Source organism: Klebsiella oxytoca NBRC 105695 (assembly GCF_001598695.1).
Taxonomy (GTDB): domain Bacteria; phylum Pseudomonadota; class Gammaproteobacteria; order Enterobacterales; family Enterobacteriaceae; genus Klebsiella; species Klebsiella oxytoca.
The window spans coordinates 101,989-128,311 of sequence record NZ_BCZK01000014.1; the positions used below are offsets into that span (position 1 = coordinate 101,989).

A 26,323-nucleotide genomic window follows, 5' to 3' on the forward strand; every position below is an offset into this window, starting at 1 on the left:
CCGACATTGCATACGACTTTGTTAATGACTTTGTCATACGCAATGAACCGGGCGGCTGGACCAATGCCTTTAGTTGGCGCGAGTTATAAATGATTGCAGCTGAGCTTCGCTTTGCAGGCGCTGTTGGATCGTGCTGGCCTCCGCTTTGCTGCTGAATGGGCCAAGCTGAATACGCCATACCGCGCCGTTTTGCATGACGCGGCCCGGAACGGAAAATTGCTGACTCAGACGCTGCTGGTACTGTTGCGCACGGGACTGGTCGCTGACGGCGCCGACCTGTACGACGAAATCGCCGTTGGCGCTTGCCGCTGCGGCTGGCGTCACTGCTGCGGTCGCGACGGCGGCGGGCGCTACGCTTCCCTGAACAGAACCCGGCGCGGTAACCGGCGCGGTTTGCACCACGGGCTCGCTGCCTTCCAGCACACCGTTATTCAGCGGCGTCGGCGCGCCGAGAAAACCGCCGCTGTTGACCGGTGCGCCGGTGCTATCCTCCGGCTTCAGCGTTGCGTTGCTGATGGCGTGCACGTCAGTTGGCGCGGGTTGCCCCATCGCCGCGCTGCCGTCGCCGTCAAGATTCGGGCGCGCCGGCAGGGCGTAGGTCTGTTTGGCCACCGTCGTACATGCCATGCCCGGCCCGGAAAGCGAGCCGTCCGGTGCGACGATGATAGGGTCGATACGTACTTTGGTATTATTTGATGTATTCAGACGATCGGCTGAGGCGCGCGACAGTGAGATCACGCGATCGTTACCGTAAGGCCCGCGATCGTTGATGCGCACGACGATCATGCGGCCGTTCGCCAGGTTGGTGATCCGCGCGTAGCTTGGGATCGGCAGCGTAGGATGGGCTGCGGTGAGCTGCGTAGGATCGAACGCTTCTCCCGATGCGGTCAGATTGCTGTTGGGCTCGGCGTCATAGATAGCGGCGAAACCGGCCTGGGTAAAGTTGGACGGATCCTGAACGATTTTGTAGCTTTTGCCGTCGCGTTCATAATCCTGATTCGCCGTGGCGTTAGGCGTTTCGTACTGCGGATCGGCGCCGCTAATCTCCACCGTTGGGCCATTGCAAACGGCCGGCTGTGGAGTGCTGACCGTTTTCTGTTGAACGTCTTCACCCGAACATGCCGCCAGCAGCCCTGCTGCTATGCAGATCCCCAGCCATTGCTTACGCATCGCGAACCCCTTACACGCTTTTCGACAACATTTTTCTGTGAGTATGGATCGACATGACGATACCAAACCCGGCCATCAATACGATTAGGGCAGAGCCCCCGTAGCTGACCAGCGGCAAAGGTACCCCCACCACCGGTAAAATACCACTTACCATACCAATATTTACGAAGACATAAACGAATAAAATCAACATTAAACCACCGGCCATCACTCGGCCAAAGGTGGTTTGCGCCTGGGCGGCGATCCAGAGTCCGCGCATGATAAGCAGTATATACAGCGCCAGCAGGATCAGTACGCCAATCAGCCCCAGTTCTTCCGCCAGTACCGCAAAGATAAAGTCGGTATGGCGTTCTGGCAGAAACTCCAGCTGCGACTGGGTACCGTGCAGCCAGCCTTTACCGCGCAACCCGCCGGAGCCGATAGCGATCTTTGACTGAATAATGTGGTAACCCGCGCCGAGCGGATCGGTTTCCGGGTCGAGCAGCATCATTACGCGCTGGCGCTGATAGTCATGCATCAGGAAGAACCAGAGGATCGGAATAAAGGCGGCGACCAGCACCACCGCAATACCAATCAGACGCCAGCTCAGGCCAGAGAGAAACAGGACAAACAGACCGGACAGGGCGACCAGAATCGAGGTTCCGAGGTCAGGCTGCGCGGCGACCAGCAGCGTGGGCAGGAAAATCAGCACCAGCGCGATGGCGGTATTTTTCAGCGATGGCGGACACACGTCGCGGTTGATAAAGCGCGCCACCATCAGCGGTACGGCTATTTTAGCGATTTCCGACGGCTGGAAGCGGACGATGCCGAGATCCAGCCAGCGCTGCGCCCCTTTGGAAATGGCGCCGAAGGCATCAACCGCCACCAGCAGAATAATACAGAAAATATAGAGATAGGGCGCCCAGCCTTCATAGACCCGCGGCGGGATTTGCGCCATGACGATCATAATAACAATCCCCATAGCGATCTGGCCGATTTTACGCTCCATCATTCCCATATCCTGACCGCTGGCGCTCCAGATAACCAGTGCGCTGTAGGTCAGCAGCGCCAGCAGGATAAGCAGCATGGTGGGATCGAGGTGGATTTTATCCCATAGCGATTTTTTGTTCGGATTATCAGTCATTATTGATCCTCCCCAGCCGTTACCGCCGGATTTTCAGTCGGCAGATTGGTGTTGTTATCGCCCAGCATTATATGATCGAGAATCTGACGCATAATGGTACCGACTGCCGGACCTGCGCCGCCGTTCTCAAGAATAATGGCTACGGCAACCTGGGGGTTGTTGTAAGGGGCAAATGCCGTCATCAGTTTATGGTCACGCAGGCGTTCGGCGATTCTGTGTGCGTTATAGGTCTCATTGGCTTTCAGGCCAAAGACCTGGGCGGTACCCGACTTGGCCGCGATTTTATACGGTGCGCTGGCAAAGTATTTATGCGCGGTACCGTTGCCTCGGTTGGCTACGCCATACATCCCGTCTTTAGCGATTTCCCAAAAGCCAGAGTGAATGTCTCCGACCGGCGGTTCATGCGGCTGAACCCAGGGCACCGGTTTACCGTCTTCCACCGTGCTTTGCAGCAGATGCGGTACTTTAACTACTCCGTCGTTAATCAGGATCATCAGCGCCTTGTTCATCTGAATAGGCGTTGCGGTCCAGTAGCCCTGACCGATCCCGACCGGAATGGTATCACCCTGGTACCACGGTTTCTTGAAGCGCTTGAGCTTCCATTCGCGAGTCGGCATATTACCGGAGCGCTCTTCCGCCAGATCAACGCCGGTATAGTGGCCGTAGCCAAATTTACCCATCCACTCAGACAGGCGGTCGATGCCCATATCATAGGCAACCTGATAGAAGTAGGTATCGGCGGACTCTTCCAGCGCTTTGGTGACATTCAGATGGCCGTGGCCCCACTTTTTCCAGTCACGGTAGCGTTTTTCCGAGCCGGGAAGTTGCCACCAGCCGGGGTCAAACAGGCTGGTGTTGCGGGTTATGACCCCGGCGCTGAGCGCTGAGACCGCAACGTATGGCTTAACCGTCGAAGCCGGCGGGTAAACGCCCTGGGTCGCGCGGTTGACCAGCGGCGTATTAGGATCGTTGAGGAGTCCGGAGTAATCCTTGCTGGAAATACCGTCAACGAACAGATTAGGGTCGTAGCTTGGCGTCGAAACCAGCGCGAGGATAGCGCCGGTTCGCGGGTCCGTGACGACGACCGCCGCGCGGCTGCCGGCGAGCAGGGTTTCAATATACTGCTGGAGCTTAAGGTCGAGCGTTAAATAGATATCGCGCCCGGCCTGCGGGGGCACCTCTTTGAGCTGACGAATCACGCGGCCGCGGTTGTTCACTTCAACCTCTTCATAGCCGGTTTGCCCGTGCAGGACATCTTCGTAGTAGCGCTCGATCCCCAGCTTGCCGATATCGTGCGTGGAGGCGTAATTAGCCAGCTTGCCCTCTTTATCCAGGCGATCGACGTCTTTATCGTTAATTTTAGAGACGTAGCCGATAACGTGGGTCAGAGCGGAGTTATAGGGATAGTAGCGGCGCTTATAGCCTTTAACTTCCACCCCGGGAAAGCGGTACTGGTTGACCGCGAAACGGGCAACCTGCACTTCGCTGAGGTTAACTTTGACCGGAATGGAGGTAAAACGATGCGAGCGGGCGCGCTCTTTTTTAAAGTTCGCCACATCGTCATCGGTGAGATCGATAACGTCGCGCAGCGCATCCAGCGTTTGCTGAACGTTGTCGACCTTCTCCGGCATCATCTCCAGCTGGTAAATCGTGCGGTTAAGCGCCAGCGGCGTGCCGTTGCGATCGTAGATAATGCCGCGGCTCGGCGGAATCGGGACCAGTTTAATGCGGTTTTCGTTTGAACGCGTTTGATAGTCGGTATAACGCACAATCTGCACGTTATAAAGGTTGGCGATCAGTACGCCGGTAAGCAGCAAAATCCCCAAAAAAGCGACCAGCGCCCGGCGCACGAACAGCGAGGATTCAGCCGAATAGTCGCGGAAAGAATTCTGTAATTTCATTCGCTGCTTAGTCTACCCTGGTCATCATTACTCACGGTGGTAAGGGTGGTTGGTGGTAATGCTCCACGCCCGATACAGACTCTCGGCCACCAGTACGCGAACCAGCGGGTGAGGTAGGGTGAGCGTTGAGAGCGACCAACTTTGTTCCGCCGCCGCTTTGCAGGCGGGTGAAAGGCCTTCCGGGCCGCCGATAAGCAGGCTGACGTCGCGGCCATCCTGTTTCCAGCGTTCCAGTTCGCGCGCCAGCTGCGGCGTATCCCACGGTTTCCCCGGAATATCCAGGGTGACGATGCGGTTTTTGCCTGCTGCCGCCAGCATCATTTCGCCCTCTTTTTCAAGAATGCGTTTGATGTCGGCGTTTTTGCCGCGTTTACCGGCGGGGATTTCCACCAGTTCGAACGGCATATCCTTTGGAAAACGGCGCAGATATTCACTAAAGCCGGTCTGAACCCAGTCCGGCATTTTGGTGCCAACGGCTACCAGGTGCAGCTTCACGCGTTAACTCCAGAGTTTTTCCAGCTCGTACAGACGACGGCTCTCTTCCTGCATGACGTGAACCATAACGTCGCCGAGATCGACCACGATCCAGTCCGCGGCGGCTTCGCCTTCAACGCCCAGCGGCAGCATCCCGGCGGCGCGAGACTCCTGCACGACGTGGTCAGCGATGGACATAACATGGCGCGTGGAAGTGCCTGTGCAGATGACCATGCAATCTGTAATGCTGGATTTGCCATGAACGTCAATGGCAACGATGTCCTGACCTTTCAGGTCATCAATTTTGTCGATAACAAAATCCTGGAGTGCTTTACCCTGCAAGAGTTCCCCCTGGGTGTGTGAAGAGTGAAAAACAATAAACAGCCTGACAGTATACCCGAACTGTTGGCAAAGTCGGGATAAATGTCGATAAACGGGCGGTGAAGGCGGCTATCATCCCATCCATCGCCGATGATTGCATCGCCATTTTTGTAAAACAATTTCTGCAAAGTTCAAATAGCGGATACAGCCTGGCTGCGGAGAATAGCAGCCTGCTTTGCACTGTCAATGGTCTGCGCGCAATTCTTCTTCCGCCAGCCAAACGGCCCGGCTATTTAGCACCCGCAGCGTGGTGAATTCAGGCTGGAGATCGATCAGGCTCCACGCGCCATGCTCGATGGGAAAGTGCCACATCGCCGAAGCCGGCATGTGCAGAAGATGAGCGATTAACAGGCTCAGAACCCCCTGGTGACCGACGATCAGCAGATGATTAAGTTCCTGATACTGAGAGAGGGTGGCAATAAAGCGGCAAACGCGCTCGGAAAAGGCCTGAAAGCCCTCTCCGTTGGTAGGCGCCGCATGCTGCCAGTCGGCGCACCAGGCGGCGTAGTTTTCAGCATCTTCCTGCTGCAAATCGCGATGGTGGCGCATTTCCCAGTCGCCGAAGAACATTTCATTGAGCTCAGCGAAGGTATGACGGGGGATGCTCCGTTCCCCCAGCAGCAGGCTGGCCGTGCGCTGGGTGCGCTCAAGCTCACTACAAAACACGCGCTCAAACGGAACGGCATGCAGACGCTGTCCGAGCGTTTGGGCCTGTCTGATTCCACGTTCCGTTAACTCAGTGGGGGCATGCCCGCTGTAGAGGCCTGCGACGTTGGCCTCGGTTTCGCCATGCCGAACTAACCATAATTTCATGATGACCCTCTCGAAAGGCGTCTCTGAGACCGTCCTGGCTGCCAGGCTAGCAGTAAAGCTTTTGCTGGTGGATATACTCAAGCACGCTTTCCGGCATCATGTCCGCGCAGGACTCGCCTGCTTCCAGACGCTGGCGAATAAGGGTTGCTGAGATATCAAACCACGGCGTTTCGGCCAGGTAGATAACGCCTGCCGGGGCGCTATGCAGCCGCTCGACGTCATGGGTGAGATGCTTGTCCAGCCACTGCTGATCCTGCTCGCACGCCATAGTCAGCGGGTAGCCGGGGCGTCGGCAGACGATCAAATGAACGTTATCAAGGATGCTGGCATAGTCGTGCCAGGAGGTAAAAGTCAGCAGCGAATCCTGGCCTATGATAAACGCCAGCGGCCGTTCCGGCCCCTGCTCCTGGCGCCACTCGCGCAGGGTCTGCGCAGAATAGGACGGCGTGTCGCGCCTAAGTTCACGATCGTCGAGGATAAACAGCGGCTTATCGGCGATAGCCAGTTCCAGCATATGCCGTCGCTGGTCGCTGGTCGCTTCGGGCTGCGGGCGATGCGGCGGCACGTTGTTAGGCACAATGGTGACGCGATTGAGGCCGATTTGGTTGGCCAGAATTTCCACCGGTTTGAGGTGACCGTAATGCACCGGATCGAAGGTGCCGCCGTACATCGCCTGTAACTGAGTCATATCAACCATCAATAAAAACGTCTGCCAGCGCTTTATGGCAGAGCAACAAAGAGAGACTTTCCAGCTCGGGCCAGACGGAGTGCCCGTAATCCTGCTTAAAGGTGAGCTCGGCGCGGGTCAACAACGTGACGGCCTGGCGCAGCTGGTCGGCGCTCAGGCGGGCCAGCGCGTCGCTGACCAGCTGGCGTCGGTTTTGCCACACCCGATGCTTGTCAAACAGGGTACGCAGCGGCGTATGGGCTGATTGCCGCTTCAGGTTGACCAGCAGCAGCAGTTCACGCTGTAGGGTGCGCAGCAGGATAGCCGGTTCACTGCCTTCCAGCCGCAGCTGTTGCAAAACGTGCAGGACGCGTTTGCTTTTACCCGCCAGCAGCGCATCAACCCAATGATAAGGCGTGAAATGCGCGGCGTCGTTGACTGCCTGCTCAACGCGCGGCAGGGTCAGTTTACCGTCCGGCCACAGTAGCGACAGGCGCTCCAGAGCCTGCGCCAGCGCCAGCAGATTGCCTTCATAGCAGTAGCACAGTAGCTGGCTGGCTGCGTCATCAAGCTGCAGATGATGCTGCTTTGCGCGCGCGGCAAGCCAGCGCGGCAGCTGGGCATATTCCGGCGTCTGACAGCTAACCTGAACGGCACGGCTGGCAAGAGCGGCGATCCACGCGGCGTTCTCCTGGGCTTTCGTCAGCTTATTGCCGCGCACGATCAGCAGAAGATCGTCATGCAGCATGCTGACAAGCGTGGCGAGCTGTTCGTTGATTGCCGCATTGGGGCCGTTCTCCGGCAGGATCAGCAGCAGCGTCTGGCGGCTGGCAAACAGGCTCATCGCCTGACTGAGGGAGAAAAGGGCAGACCAGTCGGTGCTGGCATCAATGCTGGCGGTATGGTGTTCGATAAAGCCCTGGGCGGCAGCGGCTTCGCGGATGGCGTCCTGGCTTTCCTGCAACAGCAGCGGGTCGTTGCCAAGCAGCAGATAGGCCGCGCGCAGCCCTTCAGTGAGCTGCGCGCGGAGCTGTTCCGGGTACAACCGAATCATCAGTTACCCAGCGTGGTGGAGACGCGATTGCCGGAGGTGGAAGCGGCGTTCACCGGCTTCTCATCCTCTTTGGTGGCTTCGACATCCGCAACGTGTACGCTCGGCAGCTTACGGATCAGCTGTTCGGCTGCTTTGTCGTACATTTCCTGAATGATCATGTCCTGCTCGGCATCTTTCGCTAGCGCCGCCTGCGGGTTATCGAAGAACGAACGGTAGACTTTGGTCGTGATGGGATAGATATCATGACCAGGGATCAGGACGCTGGCATTCACCGTCATCACCATCTGATATTCAGCAGTACGGCCATCCTGGAAAATAGATGCCGTGTCTTTCTGAATGGACGATGACTCCAGACGCAGGGAAGGGATATCCTTGCGCAGCGTACTGGCATCAACCAGCTCGACGCCGTTCAGGCGCAGCTGATTACGGACAGCGCGACTTAATGGACCATTTGGATCGCCCGACTGGAAGATCATGGTTTTCATTGCGGTCGGAACCTGCGTAGTACTACGCAGGTGCCAGCCACAACCGGCGGTGATTAACACCGCCAGAGTTAACAACAATGTTGCCAGATATCGCACGCTTCCTCCCGCGCTTAGCCAACGACCAGATTGAGCAGTTTACCCGGAACGTAGATCACTTTACGCACGGTCACACCGTCGAGATATTTCGCGACCAGATGCTCCTGAGCCGCACGCTCGCGCACCTGCTCTTCGGTTGCATCTACCGCAACGGTAATTTTACCACGAACTTTACCATTTACCTGGACGACAACCAGCGTGGTGTCTTCAACCATAGCGCTTTCGTCCGCAACCGGCCACGGCGTGTTGTCAATATCGCCTTCGCCGCCCAGCTCCTGCCACAGGGTAAAGCTGGCGTGCGGGGTGAACGGGTTGAGCATGCGAACGACCGCCAGCAGAGCCTCACGCATCAGCGCGCGATCCTGTTCGCTTTCCTGCGGCGCTTTCGCCAGCTTGTTCATCAGCTCCATAATCGCCGCGATCGCGGTATTGAAGGTCTGACGGCGGCCGATATCATCGGTCACTTTAGCGATCGTTTTGTGTACGTCGCGGCGCAGCGCTTTTTGATCTTCGCTGAGGCTGGCAACGTCCAGCGCGGCAACTTCACCCTGCGTGGTATGCTCGTAAACCAGTTTCCAGACGCGTTTCAGGAAGCGGTTGGCCCCTTCCACGCCGGACTCCTGCCACTCCAGCGTCATGTCAGCCGGCGAGGCGAACATCATAAACAGACGCACGGTGTCGGCACCGTAACGTTGAACCATGACCTGCGGGTCGATGCCGTTGTTTTTCGACTTGGACATCTTGCTCATGCCGGTATAGACCAGCTCATGGCCTTCAGCATCTCTCGCTTTCGCGATGCGGCCTTTCTCATCGCGCTCAACGATCGCATCAACCGGAGAGACCCAGTTACGCTCGCCGTTCGCGCCAACGTAGTAGAAGGCATCCGCCAGCACCATGCCCTGGCAAAGCAGCTGTTTTGCCGGTTCGTCAGAGTTAACCATGCCCGCGTCGCGCATCAGCTTGTGGAAGAAGCGGAAGTACAGCAGGTGCATGATGGCGTGTTCGATACCGCCGATATAAATATCCACCGGCAGCCAGTAGTTCGCCGCTTCCGGGTCCAGCATGCCCTGGTCGTACTGCGGGCAGGTATAGCGCGCGTAGTACCAGGAGGATTCCATGAAGGTATCAAAGGTATCGGTTTCACGCAGCGCCGGCTGGCCGTTTACGGTGGTTTTCGCCCACTCAGGATCGGCTTTAATGGGGCTGGTGATGCCGTCCATGACCACATCTTCCGGCAGAATTACCGGCAGCTGATCTTCCGGAGTCGGCATTACGGTACCGTCTTCCAGCGTCACCATTGGAATCGGCGCACCCCAGTAGCGCTGACGGGAAACGCCCCAGTCGCGCAGGCGGTAGTTCACTTTACGTTCGCCGACGCCAAGTGAAGCCAGCTTATCGGCGATGGCGTTAAAGCCAGCTTCGTGATCCAGACCATCGAATTCGCCAGAGTTGAACAGCACGCCTTTTTCGGTCAGCGCCTGTTCGGAGAGATCCGGTTCGGAACCGTCGGCGGCCAGAATGACCGGCTTGATCTCCAGACCGTATTTACTGGCAAACTCGTAGTCGCGCTGATCGTGACCCGGAACGGCCATTACCGCGCCGGTGCCGTACTCCATCAGGACAAAGTTTGCCGCCCAGACCGGGATCGCTTCGCCGGTCAGCGGATGAATCGCTTTATAACCGGTATCGACGCCTTTTTTCTCCATAGTTGCCATTTCGGCTTCGGCAACTTTGGTATTGCGGCATTCGTCGATAAACGTCGCCAGCGCGGGGTTATTGGCTGCTGCCTGCTGCGCCAGCGGGTGACCCGCCGCCACGGCCAGATAGGTACAGCCCATAAAGGTGTCCGGGCGGGTGGTGTAGACGGTCAGCTTGTCGGCGTAGTCGTTAACATCGAAGGAGATTTCGACGCCTTCGGAGCGGCCAATCCAGTTACGCTGCATGGTCTTCACGGTATCCGGCCAGTGATCCAGGTTGTCCAGATCGTTCAGCAGCTCGTCAGCGTAGGCGGTAATTTTAATAAACCACTGCGGGATCTCTTTACGCTCAACTTTGGTATCGCAGCGCCAGCAGCAGCCGTCGATAACCTGCTCGTTCGCCAGAACGGTCTGGTCGTTCGGGCACCAGTTCACCGCGGAGGTTTTTTTGTAGACCAGGCCTTTTTTATACAGCTCGGTGAAGAACTTCTGCTCCCAGCGGTAGTATTCAGGGGTGCAGGTCGCCACTTCGCGGCTCCAGTCATAGCCAAAGCCCAGCTTTTTCAGCTGATTCTTCATGTAGGCGATATTGTCGTAGGTCCACGGTGCCGGAGCTGTGTTGTTTTTCACCGCCGCGCCTTCCGCTGGCAGGCCAAACGCATCCCAGCCGATAGGCTGCAGCACGTTCTTGCCTAACATGCGCTGGTAACGGGAAATCACGTCGCCAATGGTGTAGTTGCGCACGTGGCCCATGTGTAGTCGACCAGAAGGATAGGGAAGCATCGACAGGCAGTAATACTTCTCTTTACTCTCGTCTTCGGTAACTTCAAAGGTACGCTTCTCGTCCCAGTGTTGCTGGACTTTTGATTCTATCTCTTCCGGGCGGTATTGCTCTTGCATGGCAGCCAGTGGTCCTGTTTTCAATACAGCTACAAAATGTAGCCAATGGATGTGTTATTTCAGATCGGCATAGCATAGCCCAAACGCCAACGTCAAAACAGCCTTTCACACACTTACCGCGAGGAAAGCGCCAGAGAATATTTCGCGACTCTGTGGCATGACGGGCAGAGCTATGCGCAGATAACGTCTATCATTAGAAGAAGTTAACCACACCGGAGGCGAAAAGATGAACAAGGTAGCTCAGTTTTACCGAGAGCTGGTGTCGACGCTCAGCGAGCGGTTACGCAATGGAGAACGCGATATCGATGCGCTGGTGGAGCAGGCCAGGGTAAGGATTAGCCAGTCCGGCGAGTTAACGCAGAGTGAAATCGACAACGTCATTCGCGCCGTCAGACGCGATCTGGAAGAGTTTGCGCTCAGCTATGAAGAGAGCCAGGAGGAGCTCACCGATAGCGTCTTTATGCGCGTGATTAAGGAGAGTCTGTGGCAGGAGCTGGCGGATATCACTGACAAAACCCAGCTTGAGTGGCGCGAAGTCTTCCAGGATCTCAGCCACCACGGCGTTTATCACAGCGGCGAAGTGGTTGGACTCGGCAATCTGGTTTGTGAGAAGTGTCATTATCATCTGCCGGTTTATACGCCGGACGTGCTGCCGCGTTGTCCAAAATGCGGGCACGATCAGTTCCAGCGTCGCCCGTTCGAGCCCTGATCGATCGGGTCTGGTGCATAATTATTGCATCGGGCCCGATTAAAAATGATTAATTGTAAGTTTTTTAGCCAATATAAGTTATATATTGGCTTCCGTTTTAAGAATACGTCGTGCATCTTTTTTATCTCAACTGGTTTGCTACACATTTTTTCACTCAGCTACGGATTATCGTGCAGCCCATCGCAGGTATCACCGCATATTCTATTGACCCAATTAGTTTGCAATAAGATGCTCGATGCACGAAGTGATGATGGCGATCGCGTGCTAAAGGTGGATGGGCTTTGCCTGATGCAAGGCGTGGCCTGCTGTGGTTAATTATTGGCGATGCGCCGTTACCAGCGCATCGCTTATTTTCTAACGAATAGTATTTATTTCAGCATATTTATACTGTTGTTGCCCGCCCATTTCAGAGGCATAGTTATGATAAGAGTTAAGGACCAGCTTGTTAGCGGAAATAGAGCCTTTACCGCAGGTTGCCAGATTTAAAAAGCCGCAGCGGTAGCCGCCATTTTTAACAGTTCCTGTGGTCATGGTGAGAGAACCATTGGCTTTGATGGTGTTGTAGTTGGTGATATTAGCATTATTTAGCGTCTTCAGAGTCAAATCTCCGCTCGCAGAGATTTGCCCTTCATTAAGAATGCCGTTGGCCGCGCTAATAGTGTTATTATAGCCATCGATTGTTGCTCTGTTGCGAACATAATTACTTTCAATATTTAGTGACTTCCCATAAATATAATAAACATTGTCTAAAACATTAGTTTTAATCGATAACGAGTTTTGACCAATAATATTACCCTCCTGATCCAAATTTCCGTTAGTGATAATCGTTACATCATTACCGGAAATACTTCCTGTGTTATAAATTAATCCCGAATTGACTTTGTCATCCTTTTTAGATTGCACGGTCAGAGTGGAATGACCCCGGAGCTCACCGGTGACTTTGAGTTTATCGCCGCTGAATTCGACGTAGGTTATATTGCCGCGCATTGAACCCGCGTTGTCAATATTGTTGGCGGAAACCGCTAACTGACCATCGGAAACGGTATTTGAGCCCTTACGGGTGGTGAGATTGCCCCCGCTGGCTACGGATAACAATTGCGTTCCCTTCATCGTGCCGGCGTTAACAAGATCGCCGGTCGCGCTGATGGCAATCTGTTTACTACTGGCAATTGTGCCTTCATTGGTCAGGGTGCCCACACTACTGAGCTGCGTAACGTAAGCAGTACTATTAATTGTACCTGTATTTTTCATATCGCCCAAAGATGCCATTTTAGCCATAAGGCCGTTCGTGTTGATGGAACCTTCATTAACCAGAGAACCATAGCTGGTCATGGCGAGCGCGGCATTTGCGGTAATAGTGCCTTTATTACGCACGCCAAGACCTAAGGTATTACCCACCATGCTAATACTATTGGCCTTGATACCGCCCAGGTTGCTGATATCAATGCTGTATTCTGGAAAGATCATCTGCATAACCGTTGCTGTTTTACCCAGGGAGTTCATTTCCCCGGTCTGGTTATTATACGTAAAATTGCCCGCGCCGATGGCTGCATTGGCGGCGGTCACAGTGCCGTTAATCGCAATAGCATCCGCAAGCAGGGCGGCATAGTTAGTGGATGCGTTCATACCTTTATCACCGATGGTGATTTTCCCTTGTGTGACCGTATAGCTATCAATCGCCCCGGTATCGCTCAGGTTGACCTGGCCTGTGGTGAGTACCGCTTTGTTGGTGTTGATAAAACTGCACCCGGAGCAGGTGATGCCGTTGGGGTTGGCGATCACGACATCGGCTTTTTGCCCGTTAACTTCGATAAAGCCCTGTAGGTTACTCATTTTATTGGAGGTGACTTCATTCAAAATAACGGAAGCGCTGCCGTTGGTCAGATTATTATTCTTTGCGATATTACCGTGAGTGCTGTGGTTCACGTCGCTGGCGCTGTTGTTTAAAATAGTGCCGTTAGGGCCGACGTTGAATTCGCGATATAAGTTATGCGAGACGCCTGCGGCATTAGGCGCTTCAATATCAATAACATTTGCCCCTGACCTATGCGTATAGCTTGACGGGTCGGCATAAACAACGGATGAGCTTAGCGCTGCCGCCAGCGCAACATAGGAAACCTTGAATTTAAACATGTAATTTATTCCTTTAAATATAAAAAGATGAATCAGTAAATAGCAGTAATGCGCGGATGAAAACTAATACCTCCACTGTAATGAAAAGCCCATATTCATGGCATCGCTATGAAAGTCATCAGGTTTACTGATAGGCGTGCCGATAAAAAAGTCATATTGCGTTGATGCTATTTCTCCACGGATCCCGCCGACTGCGCCAGAAAGGCTTTTCCCTTGCTGCGCGCGCTCGTTGCCGATGATTCTGCCGAAATCGAGGCCAAGATATAACTGCCGGTCGGCAGTAGGTATATTCCAGCTAAAATCGTTACGCCAGTACCAGCCCTGATTGGCCGATAGCGTATTTTCGCCGTCAAAACCGCGAATCGTCCAGCGATTGCCGATATTAAACTGGTTGTCCGAAGATAATATATCCGGGCTGAACTGGGCATGGAAACGCGGCATCCAGCTAAATTTATCGCCGGTTGCGGCAAACTGCATTAATGCCTGAATATCGGCATGCACGACGCGCGAATGGCGGCTGTATAAACCGGCTTTTTCCTCTGGCGTAGGCACGGAGCTGAGCCACGGCAGGCTGCGCTGAATACCCACGCTGGCGTCGACAATTTTATTGTTAAAATAGCGCTGGTGGCGCAGGGTAAATTCCCAGACCGGATTCTGTTTGCGCATGACGTAAAGCTCATCGCCGCCAAAAAAGTAGTGTGAACTGCTTTTCGCTATGCGCAGATCGGCGGTCGTTTTTTGCTGTCGGGTGTGTGAAAGCAGGCGGCTAAGGGTCGCGCTGTAATAACGGTTTTTACTTTTATAATCGATGCTTGACCATCTTCCTTTAAACAGCTGGCGGTACTGGCTGTAGGAGCCGTACATGCTCAATGACCAGTAACCAAAAGGTACGGAGTAGTAAAGGTTGCCGTTATGGTTGCCGTCGTTGTGCTGGTTGAATTCAACGTCGCCGCCTGCCGAGATGGACAGAATATCGTTCAGTGAGGATAAATCGTACAGGTACAGCGCGCCGCCGCCCTGATAGCGCCCGCTGGCGCGGCTACCGGCATCATCAAGCCAGGCGCCAACCTGCCACTGTTTATCCGTTACGCGGGCGATTTCAATATCGCTCTCGCCGATATGTTCCCCCGGCCGCAGTTTCATATGGGCGCTGGCGCCAGGCTGGCGTTGCAGGTTAGCCATCCCTTGTTCAAGATCGCTAAGGCGCAGGATCTTACCGGTATGCGTGGGCATCGAGGTCCACAGGTTCGTTGTGGCGCTATTCGGCGCAAAAGCAATATGCCCCGTTTTGCCATAAACAAGCGTTATCTTCAGAATGCCGCCTTCTAATGACTGGGACGGAACATCGATCAGGGAAGTGATATACCCTTGCGTTATCAGCTCATTTTGCAAAGCGGTCGTCAGCAGACGAATTCCTTCCACACCTAAACAATGGCCAATCGCCTGGGAGGCGATCTTTCCGAGGAGGGCGGTGGTTTTTGCTTTGTCCTCGGAGGCAATATCAACTTGCGTGATATATCTGCAGGTCGCTTCTTCGGGAAATATTAAAGTTTGCGTTTTTACATGGCTACGAGAGGATTGGTATTGCTGCTGATGGGGCATTAATGCGCTTTCACGGGCTTTATCCTGTTCAACCTGGTTTACCGTTGCGGCCTCAATACCCGCGCGGGCAGTAAAACAGGTGAGCAGATTTAAACACAAAATAATGGCCAGGCTGTTGGTATTAGTCCACATGAAGCAATATCCGTTTGTTTCATTGAGTGAGATTATTATTAATAGCTATGCGCGGTCGGAAATAGCCAGCGACGTATAGCAAGTCGATTGAAATATTATTTTTAAATAATTCATACTCCGGGGGGATTATTACGAGAGGCTGTATGCTAACGATGCCGTGGCGGTTTATCCATTCACCGGCCCCTGAATTCTTTGTGAAATATTTACTTCACGTTGTGAAGCTGACGCCTTGAGATGAAGTGATTGAAAGGGGAAGAGCTGCGGGCGCGCACGGTGATATCGTGCGCGCCGCAGAAGTTAGTGCAGAATTTTGGCGAGGAAGTCCTTGGCGCGTTCTGATTGCGGGTTAGCAAAAAACGCTTCTTTATCGGCGTCTTCGACTATTTTACCTTCATCCATAAAGATGACCCGGTTGGCGACCTTACGCGCAAAGCCCATTTCATGGGTAACCACCATCATGGTCATCCCTTCATTCGCCAGTTCAACCATAACGTCCAGCACTTCGTTAATCATCTCAGGGTCAAGCGCGGAAGTGGGTTCATCAAACAGCATGGCGATGGGGTCCATGCACAGCGCGCGAGCGATGGCCACGCGCTGCTGTTGGCCGCCCGAGAGCTGAGCGGGGAATTTTTCAGCATGGGCGGAAAGCCCCACGCGTTCCAGCAGCTTTAGCCCTTTTGCTCGAGAAGCTGCTTTATCGCGATTGAGCACCTTAACCTGCGCCAGGGTGAGGTTATCAATAATCGATAAGTGCGGGAACAGCTCGAAATGCTGGAATACCATCCCGACCCGCGAGCGCAGTTTGGCGAGATTGGTCTTTTTATCGTTGACGGTGGTGCCGTCGACGATGATTTGACCTTGCTGGATGGGCTCCAGGCCGTTGACGGTTTTAATCAGCGTTGATTTACCCGAACCCGAAGGCCCACAGACCACCACCACTTCGCCTTTTTTCACTTCCGTGGAGCAATCGGTCAGCACCTGAAAGTGACCATACCATTTTGAAACATTTTTCAGGGTAATCATTACACAGTCCTTTTCTTCAACCAGCTGACCAACAGCGATGCGCTGAGGCTAATAACAAAATATACGGCGCCTGCGAACAGCACCATCTCCACCTGGGTTCCGTCACGTTCGCCAATCGTCGAGGCGGTGCGGAAAAAGTCGGCCAGGCTCAGGACATAAACCAGTGAGGTATCCTGGAACAGGACGATGCCCTGAGTCAGCAGCAGCGGTACCATGGCGCGAAACGCCTGCGGCAGGATCACCAGCTTCATAGATTGCCAGTGGGTCATGCCCAGCGCCAGCGCAGCGCTGGACTGGCCGCGGGAGATACTCTGAATACCGGCACGAATGATTTCCGAGTAGTAAGCCGCTTCAAACATGGAAAAGGCGATCATCGCCGAAATCAGCCGGATATCGGTTTTCGGCGACAGGCCAAGCACGTTCTGCAGGAAACCCGGGACAATCAGATAAAACCACAGCAGTACCATTACCAGCGGAATAGAACGGAAGACGTTAACGTAAGTTTTGGCAAACCACGCCAGCGGCAGGAAACTCGACAGGCGCATCACGGCCAGAATCGTCCCCCAGACAATCCCGATAACAATCGCGGTCACGGTGATTTTTAACGTGATGACCAGTCCAGCCAGCAGGTATGGCATGGAAGGGATAATAGAACTCCAGTCAAAATCGTACATTATTTACCCCCCATATTGCCCGGCAGGCGGACCTTACGTTCGACCACGTACATGATCAGCATGATGACGGCGTTGATAAAGACGTAGGCGAGGGTGATGGCGGTAAACGATTCCCAGGCATGGGCCGAGTAGTCCAGCAGCTTACCCGCCTGCGCGGCCATATCGGCAAGTCCAATGGTGGAAGCGATGGCCGAGTTTTTCACCAGGTTCATCATTTCAGAGGTCATTGGCGGCACGATAACGCGGTAGGCGTTGGGCAGCAGCACGTAACGATAGGTTTGCGGAAGCGTCAGCCCCATCGCCAGCCCGGCATTTTTCTGGCCGCGCGGCAGGGACTGGATGCCGGAACGAACCTGTTCGCAGACGCGAGCGGCGGTAAATAATCCCAGACACAGCATCGAAGAAACGAAAAACTGAATATTAGGGTCCAGCTCGGACTTAAACCACATGCCGATATTTTCCGGCAGCAGTTCAGGCACCACCAGATACCAGGTGAAAAACTGCACGATAAGCGGAACGTTACGGAACAGCTCAACGTAACAGGTACCGATAGTCGAGAGTAGACGATTAGGGACGGTACGGAGAATACCGAATAGCGAGCCTACGAAGAAGGCGATAATCCAGGCCGTGACCGACAGCGTAACGGTGACCTGAAAACCACTCCATAGCCAGCCTAAATAGGTAGTATTGCCGAACGGGGCCTGTTGCAGGAATATCCCCCAGTTCCAGTCTATTGACATACATGACTCCTGGAAAAAAAAGGGTAGCAGCGCTACCCTCGAAGATTGTTGCTCAGCCTGTTTCGGTATTCGCGGCCGCTGGGGAACGACCAGCCGCCGTATAGTCTGTCCGCGCCGTAGCAACAATCGGGAGGGCAGGAGTTCCTGCCCCTTGTTTTTTTAATTAGTTAAGAGCTTTGTCGTTAGGTGATTTGAACAGCGCTTTCATTTCGTCAGAGAGTTCAAAATTCATATTCAGGTTTTTTGGCGGAATAGGATTTTTAAACCACTTGTCGAACCATTTTTCGGCTTCACCGGAGGTCTGCGCCTGGGCTACCGTCTCATCAACCAGCGTTTTGAACTGCGGATCGTCTTTACGCAGCATACAGCCGTAAGCTTCCTGAGATTGCGCCGTGCCGACGATCTCCCAATTATCCGGCTTCTTCGCCTTCGCCCGTTCGCCCGCCAGCAGCGCGTCATCCATCATAAAGGCCACCGCGCGTCCGCTTTCCAGGGTACGGAAAGAGTCGCCGTGATCTTTAGCACTGATAATGCGCATGTTCATTTTTTTCTCGTCATTCAGCTTATGCAGCAGAATTTCGGAGGTAGTTCCGGAGGTGACGACGACGGCTTTATCCTTCAGGTCCGGAAAGTCCTTAATCGCGCCGCCTTTTTTCACCAGCAGACGGGTACCGACAACGAAAATGGTGTCGGAGAAGGCCGCCTGTTTCTGACGTTCAAGGTTGTTGGTGGTGGAACCGCATTCGAAATCATAGGTACCGTTTTGCAGCAGCGGGATACGGTTTTGAGACGTAACCGGGATCAGCTTCACCTGCAGATCCGGTTTGTTCAGCTTTTTCTTGATGGCATCAACGATCGCATTTGAGTAGTCCTGGGAGTAGCCTACGACCTGCTGCTTGTTGTCATAGTAAGAAAATGGAACGGATGATTCACGGTGACCAACGACGATGACGCCGTTTTTGGCAATTTTATCCAGAGTGCTCTGGCCGGTGGTTGCTGCTGCGTCTTCTGCCTGCGCCGCGCCGGCGGTCAGTCCCATGACCAGCATTGCTGCGGCCAGTTTACGTAATTGCATATCCGACTCCTTATCCTCAGCGTCGTTAAACGCTATTGATACCCATTGTGAATGTGTGTGCTTTTTATGGCTGCCGTCTTTGTGTGCAGCATTTGTATGTGTTTGTTAGCATTTAGTTTGGCTTAATGTAAAGATTTTGCTGCTATATTGTTGGTTTTTGCGAGGCGCACCGCACCATTTAAAGGCAAAAATCCCCCATTGCACCAAAATAGCGCTGCCTGATGATCTGTGGTGGTGCAACCGGGTTGTACCCCTCAGGATCGCGTTGCTACGGGAATTTATTAAGCAATGGCCGTGCCAATATGCAACGAAAGGAAGAGATGATCGCGGCGACGAAAGCCGCCGCGGTAGAAGAGAAAGGAGGAATTATTGACGGCGCTGGCGCAGACTCATCAGCAGGGCGCCAAAACCGAACAGGATGGTTAACGCCCACAGGGGCCAGTTTCCCGTACGAGCGTACGGCGTCAGTCCTGTCGTTGGGGTCACTTTGCTGGTTAACACGGCGCGGGTGAACTGCGGGATCATTGCCTGAATTTCACCGCGCGGGCCGATGACCGCGGTTATGCCGTTATTGGTGCTACGCAGTAGCGGACGGGCCAGCTCCAGCGCGCGCATACGCGCCATCTGGAAATGCTGCCACGGGCCGATAGATTTGCCGAACCACGCGTCGTTAGAGATGGTTAGCAGAAAATCCGTGTCCGGGCGGAAGTTATCCCGCACCTGCTCGCCAAGGATGATCTCGTAGCAGATAGCCGCCGTCAGTCGCATGTTATGCGCCACCAGCTGCGGCTGTACGTACGGACCGCGGCTGAAAGAGGACATTGGCAGATCAAAGAATGGCGCCAGCGGACGCAGAATCGATTCCAGCGGCACAAACTCGCCAAACGGCACCAGATGGTTCTTGTTGTAGCGATTCTTTGAGTCGTAGCTGTACGGGTTATCTTTGCCCAGCGTAATAATGGTGTTGTAAGTATCGTAGCGATTACGCGCGTTCAGGCGCGCGTCGACGATGCCGGTAATCAGCGAGCTGTTTTTCGACCGCATCAGGTCATCCATCATACTGAGGAAGCGCTGCTGATTAATTTCCAGATCCGGTATCGCCGACTCCGGCCAGACGATCAGCTGCGATTTGCCCATATGCGGCTGGGTGAGATCCAGATAGGTTTTCAGGGTATTGAGTAGCTGATCCTGGTCCCATTTCATCGCCTGGGGGATATCTCCCTGTACCAGCGAAACCGTGGTCGCGCGCTCCGGCAGCAGCTGATACCACTGAATATAGCGCAGCGGGAAGGGCAGGGCGAACAGCACGACGGCAGCGACCAGCGGCTTCCAGCTGCGCTGCACGATAGCCAGTATCAGCAAACCGCTGACGATCATCAGCAGGAAGTTAATCGCCTCGACGCCCATAACGGGCGCCAGCCCTTTGAGCGGACCGTCGATCTGGCTGTAGCCAAACTGTAACCACGGAAAGCCGGTCAGCACCCAGCCGCGCAGAAACTCGGTAACCTGCCATATCACCGGGGCGGCGATGGCAACGCGTACCCAGCTGGTTTTTGGCCACAGGCGCGAAAGAATACCGGCAAATAATCCGGTGTACAGAGAGAGATAGGCGGCCAGCAGAACGACCAGGAAAACGTTGACCGGCCCGGGCATACCGCCGAACTGCGCGATACTCACGTAGACCCAGTTAATACCGGAGCCGAACAGCCCTAAGCCCCAGAAATAGCCGATCGCGGCGCTTTGCACAGGACGGCGGTTGAGGGTTAAGCCCTGCAGGCCAATTAATGAAATAATCGCCGCCGGCCAGATGTCATAAGGTGAAAAAGCCAGCGTTCCGCTGGCTCCGAATAAAAGCGCCAGCAGCAGGCGTACGCCCTGGCGTTCAATGAGAGAGGCAAATACCATTTAGGTTAATCGTCCCGTTGGATTAGTCTTCCAGCTTCGGCTGCGGGGCATCATCAGGAAGCTTTACGTGTACCTGAATAATACGTCGACTGTCGGCCATTGCGACCTTGAATTGGTAACCATCAATGTCGATAGACTCGCCGCGGGCAGGCAGATGACCAAAGGCCTGCATCACCAGACCACCGATGGTATCAACCTCTTCATCGCTGAAGTGGGTGCTGAAGGCTTCGTTGAAGTCTTCGATTGAGGCCAGCGCGCGTACCGTCCACGTATGGCGGCTCAACTGACGGAAATCGATATCTTCTTCTTCGTCATATTCGTCTTCTATCTCACCGACGATCAGCTCAAGGATATCTTCAATGGTCACCAGACCCGAGACGCCGCCAAACTCATCGATAACGATAGCCATATGATAACGCTGGGAGCGGAACTCCTTCAGCATGCGGTCAACCCGCTTGCTTTCGGGCACGACAACCGCCGGGCGCAACACTTTTTCCATGCTGAAGGCTTCAGCATCGCTGCGCATAAACGGCAGCAGATCTTTGGCCATCAGAATCCCTTCGATGTGATCTTTGTCTTCGCTGATCACCGGGAAACGCGAGTGGGCGGATTCGATGATCACATCGAGGCACTCGTCCAGCGTCTGGTTGCGTTTCAGGGTAATCATCTGCGAGCGGGGGATCATGATGTCGCGGACGCGCTGGTCGGCGATATCCATTACCCCTTCGAGCATATCGCGCGTATCTTCGTCGATAAGGTCGTTTTGCCCGGAATCACGGATCAGCGCCAGCAGTTCATCACGGTTTTTCGGTTCCCCGTGAAAAAGCTGGCTGAGTAACAGGGAGAAGAATCCCTTTTTGCTGTTTACTGTGTCGCTACTGTGTGAATTGTCGTCGCTCATGGCGTCGTATGGGTTCTCATGTTGGTTAAATAGTCGCTCGTCACGCGTATACTCAGCGCCCGGCATAGCGGCCAGTCGCCGGCAAAGCCGGCAACAGGTTATTCCTTCTCGGCAATGTACGGATCCTCATAGCCCAGAGCAAGCATTATCTCCGTTTCGAGGGATTCCATCTCTTCCGCTTCTTCATCAATAATATGGTCATAGCCCAAAAGATGCAGGCTACCGTGGACGACCATATGCGCCCAGTGCGCCTCCAGCGGTTTACCTTGCTCTTGCGCTTCCTGCTCGACCACCTGACGACAGATGACCAGATCGCCAAGCAGCGGCATTTCGATGCCGGGCGGCGCTTCGAAGGGGAAAGAGAGCACGTTAGTCGGTTTATCTTTCCCACGATAGGTCAGGTTCAGCTCGTGGCTTTCCGCTTCATCAACCAGCCGAATCGTGAGTTCCGACTCCTCCTGGAACTGCGGAATAACGCTATCGACCCAGCGCTGAAACAAGGCTTCATCCGGCATTCCGCTGTTATCTTCGCAAGCCAGCTGTAAATCGAGAATGACCTGACTCATTTATGCTCCTGTTCCTGGGCTTCGCGTTTGCGCTCGGCGGCCAGCTCTGCTTTACGTTTCTGGTCTGCTTCTTCCCAGGCTTCATAGGCGTTAACGATACGGGCAACCACCGGATGGCGCACCACGTCTTCGCTATGGAAGAAGTTGAAGCTAATCTCATCGACTTCTGCCAGCACTTCAATTGCGTGGCGCAGGCCCGATTTGGTGCTGCGCGGCAGGTCAATCTGTGTGACGTCGCCGGTAATGACCGCCTTAGAGTTAAAGCCGATACGAGTCAGGAACATTTTCATCTGTTCGATGGTGGTGTTCTGGCTTTCATCAAGAATGATGAACGCATCGTTCAGCGTACGGCCGCGCATATAGGCCAGCGGCGCGACTTCAATCACGTTGCGCTCAATCAGCTTTTCAACTTTCTCGAAGCCGAGCATCTCAAACAGCGCGTCGTACAGCGGCCGCAGGTACGGGTCCACTTTCTGGCTCAGATCGCCGGGCAGGAAGCCCAGTTTTTCGCCGGCCTCAACCGCCGGACGGGTCAGAAGAATACGGCGGATCTCCTGGCGCTCCAGCGCGTCTACCGCTGCGGCGACCGCCAGGTAGGTTTTCCCGGTCCCGGCAGGGCCGACGCCGAAGGTAATATCATGGTCAAGAATATTGGCGATGTACTGCGCCTGATTCGGCGTACGCGGCTTAATCACGCCACGCTTGGTTTTGATATTCACGGCCTTGCCGTAATCCGGCACGCTTTCGGCGCTCTGCTCCAGCACGCGGGCTTCTTTGATCGCCAGATGAATTTGTTCCGGTTCAATATCCTGAATTTCGCCGCGCATCGGTGCGGTATCAACGTACAGACTGCGCAGGATATCCGCCGCTGCGGTGACGCAAATCGGCCGGCCGGTCAGTTTAAAGTGGTTGTCACGACGGTTAATCTCGATGCCGAGACGGCGTTCCAGCTGTTTAATGTTGTCATCAAACGGGCCGCACAGGCTCAGCAGACGGGCGTTGTCCGCGGGCTCAAGGGTGATTTCGCGAGTGTCTGTATTCAAACTGTTCCTCTTATACATTGATAGCCGGAGGGTAGCCGGTCAGGAAATTATTCACGTCATCGGAATATGGCGCAAGCATCGCTGTAGATATTGGGTTCAGGAGAGGAAATACAAGGCCTGCCGGAGCGGCAGGCCTGAACGGATTATGGCTGGTAGATGCCGACGCCCAAATCGTTTTCTTTACGGGTACGGGCAATCACCGACTCCGGGGTTTCCGCGATACGCAGACCCATTTCGTCCTCGGTGCGCACTACTTTACCGCGCAGGGAGTTTGTCCAGACGTCGGTGATCTCGACATCAACAAACTTACCGATCATCTCAGGCGAGCCTTCGAAGTTCACCACGCGGTTATTCTCGGTGCGGCCAGACAGCTCCATGATGCTCTTGCGTGAGGTGCCTTCCACCAGAATGCGCTGCACGGTGCCGAGCATACGGCGGCTCCAGGCCATCGCCTGCTGGTTGATGCGCTCCTGCAGAATATACAGACGCTGCTTCTTATCCTCTTCCGGTACATCGTCGACCATATCGGCCGCCGGCGTTCCCGGACGCGCGGAGAAGATGAAGCTGTAGCTCATGTCGAAATTCACATCGGCAATCAGCTTCATGGTCTGCTCGAAATCCTGGGTGGTTTCGCCAGGGAAGCCGACGATGAAGTCGGAGCTGATCTGAATATCCGGACGCGCCGCGCGCAGTTTACGGATAATCGCTTTATATTCCAGCGCCGTATGGGTTCTGCCCATCAGGTTCAGCACGCGGTCGGAACCGCTCTGTACCGGCAGGTGCAGGAAGCTGACCAGCTCCGGCGTATCGCGGTAAACCTCGATGATATCGTCGGTGAACTCGATGGGGTGGCTGGTGGTAAAGCGGATCCGGTCGATACCGTCGATCGCCGCAACCAGACGCAGGAGATCGGCAAAGCTACCGGTGGTGCCGTCGTAGTTTTCCCCGCGCCAGGCGTTCACGTTCTGCCCGAGCAGGTTGACTTCACGTACGCCCTGAGCCGCAAGCTGGGCGATTTCAAACAGGATATCGTCGCTTGGGCGGCTCACTTCCTCACCGCGGGTGTAAGGCACCACGCAGTAGGTGCAGTACTTATTGCAGCCTTCCATGATGGAAACAAAGGCGCTTGGGCCTTCGGCGCGCGGTTCCGGCAGGCGGTCGAACTTTTCGATTTCCGGGAAGCTGATATCGACGACCGGGCTGCGGTTGCCTCGTACCGAGTTGATCATTTCCGGCAGACGGTGCAGGGTCTGCGGCCCAAAAATAATATCGACATAGTGGGCGCGCTGGCGAATATGATCGCCTTCCTGAGAAGCCACGCAGCCGCCAACGCCAATGATCAGGTTGGGGTTCTTCTCTTTTAACAGCTTCCAGCGTCCTAGCTGATGGAAAACTTTTTCCTGAGCCTTCTCACGGATTGAGCAGGTATTGAGCAGCAGCACATCCGCTTCTTCCGCCACTTCGGTGAGTTGATACCCGTGGGTGGCATCCAGCAGATCGGCCATCTTTGATGAATCGTATTCGTTCATCTGACAGCCCCAGGTTTTAATATGGAGTTTTTTTGTCATCGACTTGCTCATGCTTAATTAGGTATACCCAAAGTCAGCGTCTTCACCGGATGTTGCTCTGCAATGTGAAGGGTGACGGATATAAAGCCAGGATTGCAGGGCGCGTATTGTAATGCTTTGACCGCGCCCTGACCAGTACGACCGTAATCACCGCAAGCCGAATAAAAATCCGGTAAACTGAGGAGATTCGGGTTTAAGGATAATAGCCATGACAATTCATGCAACAGATGTCGTTATCGTTGGCGGCGGGATGGTCGGCGGCGCCCTGGCGCTAGGCCTGGCGCAGCAGGGTTTTACGGTGACGGTCATTGAAAAAAACGCGCCGCCGGCTTTTGACGCTTCTTCCACGCCTGACGTGCGTATTTCGGCGATCGGCGCCTCATCGGTAGGGCTGCTGAGAGGCCTGGGCGTCTGGGATAGCGTGCGGTCCATGCGCGCCCATGCCTATCGCCAGCTCGAGACCTGGGAGTGGGAAAGCGCGCATGTGGTGTTTAACGCCGCGGAGCTGAAGCTGCCGGAACTGGGCTATATGGTAGAGAATAACGTCCTGCAGCGTGCCCTATGGCAGGCGCTGGAGACCCACGAGAACATCTCCCTGCGGGTGGGCACATCGCTTCAGGAGATGCGTCGCGCAGAGACGAACGCTTCGGTCACGCTGACCGATGGCAGCCAGCTTGATGCGCGGCTGTTGGTGGGCGCGGACGGCGCCAGTTCACAGGTGCGGCAGCTAGCAGGAATCGGTATCCATGCCTGGCAGTACCAACAATCCTGTATGTTGATCAGCGTGCAGTGCGCGGAGGATCCCGGCGATAGTACCTGGCAGCAGTTTACCCCTGCGGGGCCACGGGCGTTTTTACCGCTGTTCGATCATTGGGCTTCGCTGGTGTGGTACGACACGCCGGCGAGGATTCGCCAGCTGCAGGGCATGAGCATGGCTCAGCTACAGCAGGAAATTAATCACCACTTCCCGGCGCGGCTGGGAGAGATGACGCCGCTAAGCGCGGGCGCGTTTCCGTTGACCCGTCGCCATGCATTGCAGTATGTCAAACCTGGGCTGGCGCTGGTGGGCGATGCTGCGCACACCATTCATCCGCTGGCGGGGCAGGGGGTCAATCTGGGCTATCGCGATGTCGATGCGCTGCTGGATGTCCTGGCCAGGGCAAAAGCCCACGGCGAAGAGTGGGCCAGCCTACCGGTGCTCAAGCGCTACCAGACGCGCCGTCAGGCGGACAACTTTATTATGCAGTCGGGGATGGATCTGTTTTACGCCGGATTTAGCAACGATTTGCCACCGGTGCGGATACTGAGAAATATTGGGCTGATGGCGGCCGAGCGCGCTGGCGGACTGAAGCGTCAGGCGTTGAAATACGCGTTGGGGTTGTAACGTTGAGCGGCCCGGCTGCCGTAGATGCGGCCGGGTCGGGAAGTTCCGCCGGTATCGCCGAAATACCAGAACGCAAAAAGCTCGCCGAAGCGAGCTTTTTGCTATTT

23 protein-coding genes are annotated in these 26,323 nt (G+C 54.8%); 2 read left to right on the forward strand and 21 right to left on the reverse strand.

The window, feature by feature from the left end; all coding sequences use genetic code 11:
* Positions 1-69 precede the first annotated feature (69 nt).
* The 10 genes from rlpA to leuS all read right to left on the reverse strand — a co-directional run bounded on the left by rlpA (position 70) and on the right by leuS (position 10,761).
* Positions 70-1,170, reverse strand: coding sequence for an endolytic peptidoglycan transglycosylase RlpA (gene rlpA, locus KO1_RS21560; RefSeq protein ID WP_004100155.1), 1,101 nt, complete (start codon positions 1,168-1,170; stop codon positions 70-72).
* A gap of 10 nt (positions 1,171-1,180) precedes the next feature.
* Complete coding sequence (gene mrdB / locus KO1_RS21565; protein ID WP_004100156.1) at positions 1,181-2,293, reverse strand: peptidoglycan glycosyltransferase MrdB; 1,113 nt, start codon at positions 2,291-2,293, stop codon at positions 1,181-1,183.
* Positions 2,293-4,194: a peptidoglycan DD-transpeptidase MrdA gene (mrdA, locus tag KO1_RS21570; protein WP_004100158.1), complete on the reverse strand. Its 1,902-nt coding sequence runs from the start codon at positions 4,192-4,194 to the stop codon at positions 2,293-2,295. Before mrdA ends, mrdB begins: the two co-directional genes overlap by 1 nt.
* Positions 4,195-4,221: 27 nt before the next feature.
* The gene (rlmH, locus tag KO1_RS21575; RefSeq protein WP_004100160.1) at positions 4,222-4,689 is read right to left on the reverse strand and encodes a 23S rRNA (pseudouridine(1915)-N(3))-methyltransferase RlmH; all 468 of its coding nucleotides are present in this window, start codon (positions 4,687-4,689) and stop codon (positions 4,222-4,224) included.
* 3 nt (positions 4,690-4,692) lie between these two features.
* A complete protein-coding gene (gene rsfS / locus KO1_RS21580; protein ID WP_004100162.1) occupies positions 4,693-5,010 on the reverse strand; it encodes a ribosome silencing factor in 318 nt (105 codons plus the stop codon).
* A gap of 222 nt (positions 5,011-5,232) precedes the next feature.
* Positions 5,233-5,862, reverse strand: a complete 630-nt coding sequence (locus KO1_RS21585) for an adenosylcobalamin/alpha-ribazole phosphatase (protein WP_024273913.1) — start codon at positions 5,860-5,862, stop codon at positions 5,233-5,235.
* Between the two features lie 46 nt (positions 5,863-5,908).
* A complete protein-coding gene (gene nadD / locus KO1_RS21590; RefSeq protein ID WP_024273914.1) occupies positions 5,909-6,559 on the reverse strand; it encodes a nicotinate-nucleotide adenylyltransferase in 651 nt (216 codons plus the stop codon).
* Complete coding sequence (gene holA / locus KO1_RS21595; RefSeq protein WP_023320564.1) at positions 6,552-7,583, reverse strand: DNA polymerase III subunit delta; 1,032 nt, start codon at positions 7,581-7,583, stop codon at positions 6,552-6,554. The genes nadD and holA overlap by 8 nt, the downstream gene beginning before the upstream one ends.
* Complete coding sequence (gene lptE, locus KO1_RS21600; protein ID WP_004100169.1) at positions 7,583-8,164, reverse strand: LPS assembly lipoprotein LptE; 582 nt, start codon at positions 8,162-8,164, stop codon at positions 7,583-7,585. Before lptE ends, holA begins: the two co-directional genes overlap by 1 nt.
* 14 nt (positions 8,165-8,178) lie before the next feature.
* Positions 8,179-10,761 carry a leucine--tRNA ligase gene (gene leuS, locus KO1_RS21605; RefSeq protein WP_004111380.1) on the reverse strand — a complete coding sequence of 861 codons (2,583 nt, stop codon included), beginning with the start codon at positions 10,759-10,761 and terminating at the stop codon, positions 8,179-8,181.
* A gap of 226 nt (positions 10,762-10,987) precedes the next feature.
* On the opposite strand from leuS, the gene KO1_RS21610 reads away from it, so the two are divergent.
* Positions 10,988-11,470, forward strand: coding sequence for a zinc ribbon-containing protein (locus tag KO1_RS21610; RefSeq protein ID WP_004100180.1), 483 nt, complete (start codon positions 10,988-10,990; stop codon positions 11,468-11,470).
* A 354-nt stretch (positions 11,471-11,824) separates the two neighbouring features.
* Here KO1_RS21610 and KO1_RS21615 read toward each other — a convergent pair whose 3' ends face one another.
* From KO1_RS21615 to miaB, 11 genes are all read right to left on the reverse strand, one after another.
* Positions 11,825-13,603 (reverse strand): filamentous hemagglutinin N-terminal domain-containing protein, encoded by a 1,779-nt coding sequence (locus KO1_RS21615; RefSeq protein WP_047720154.1) that lies wholly within the window; start codon positions 13,601-13,603, stop codon positions 11,825-11,827.
* Between the two features lie 63 nt (positions 13,604-13,666).
* Positions 13,667-15,337, reverse strand: a complete 1,671-nt coding sequence (locus KO1_RS21620) for a ShlB/FhaC/HecB family hemolysin secretion/activation protein (RefSeq protein WP_047720152.1) — start codon at positions 15,335-15,337, stop codon at positions 13,667-13,669.
* Between the two features lie 297 nt (positions 15,338-15,634).
* Positions 15,635-16,360: an amino acid ABC transporter ATP-binding protein gene (locus tag KO1_RS21625; protein ID WP_004100186.1), complete on the reverse strand. Its 726-nt coding sequence runs from the start codon at positions 16,358-16,360 to the stop codon at positions 15,635-15,637.
* Positions 16,360-17,034, reverse strand: a complete 675-nt coding sequence (gltK, locus tag KO1_RS21630; protein ID WP_004100190.1) for a glutamate/aspartate ABC transporter permease GltK — start codon at positions 17,032-17,034, stop codon at positions 16,360-16,362. Before gltK ends, KO1_RS21625 begins: the two co-directional genes overlap by 1 nt.
* Positions 17,034-17,774: an amino acid ABC transporter permease gene (locus KO1_RS21635; RefSeq protein WP_004111387.1), complete on the reverse strand. Its 741-nt coding sequence runs from the start codon at positions 17,772-17,774 to the stop codon at positions 17,034-17,036. The genes gltK and KO1_RS21635 overlap by 1 nt, the downstream gene beginning before the upstream one ends.
* A 163-nt stretch (positions 17,775-17,937) precedes the next feature.
* On the reverse strand, positions 17,938-18,849 hold the full coding sequence (locus tag KO1_RS21640) for an amino acid ABC transporter substrate-binding protein (RefSeq protein ID WP_004100196.1): 912 nt from the start codon (positions 18,847-18,849) through the stop codon (positions 17,938-17,940).
* Positions 18,850-19,215: 366 nt separating this feature from the next.
* Positions 19,216-20,754: an apolipoprotein N-acyltransferase gene (gene lnt / locus KO1_RS21645; RefSeq protein ID WP_004100198.1), complete on the reverse strand. Its 1,539-nt coding sequence runs from the start codon at positions 20,752-20,754 to the stop codon at positions 19,216-19,218.
* A gap of 22 nt (positions 20,755-20,776) precedes the next feature.
* Positions 20,777-21,655, reverse strand: coding sequence for a CNNM family magnesium/cobalt transport protein CorC (corC, locus tag KO1_RS21650; RefSeq protein WP_017146349.1), 879 nt, complete (start codon positions 21,653-21,655; stop codon positions 20,777-20,779).
* Positions 21,656-21,753: 98 nt separating this feature from the next.
* Positions 21,754-22,221: an rRNA maturation RNase YbeY gene (ybeY, locus tag KO1_RS21655; protein ID WP_004100202.1), complete on the reverse strand. Its 468-nt coding sequence runs from the start codon at positions 22,219-22,221 to the stop codon at positions 21,754-21,756.
* The gene (locus KO1_RS21660) at positions 22,218-23,264 is read right to left on the reverse strand and encodes a PhoH family protein (protein ID WP_004100205.1); all 1,047 of its coding nucleotides are present in this window, start codon (positions 23,262-23,264) and stop codon (positions 22,218-22,220) included. Before KO1_RS21660 ends, ybeY begins: the two co-directional genes overlap by 4 nt.
* 143 nt (positions 23,265-23,407) lie before the next feature.
* Positions 23,408-24,832, reverse strand: a complete 1,425-nt coding sequence (miaB, locus tag KO1_RS21665; RefSeq protein ID WP_004111391.1) for a tRNA (N6-isopentenyl adenosine(37)-C2)-methylthiotransferase MiaB — start codon at positions 24,830-24,832, stop codon at positions 23,408-23,410.
* Between the two features lie 208 nt (positions 24,833-25,040).
* Here miaB and ubiF point away from each other — a divergent pair, with 208 nt between their 5' ends.
* A complete protein-coding gene (ubiF, locus tag KO1_RS21670) occupies positions 25,041-26,216 on the forward strand; it encodes a 3-demethoxyubiquinol 3-hydroxylase (protein ID WP_023320570.1) in 1,176 nt (391 codons plus the stop codon).
* The last annotated feature ends 107 nt before the right edge of the window (positions 26,217-26,323 follow it).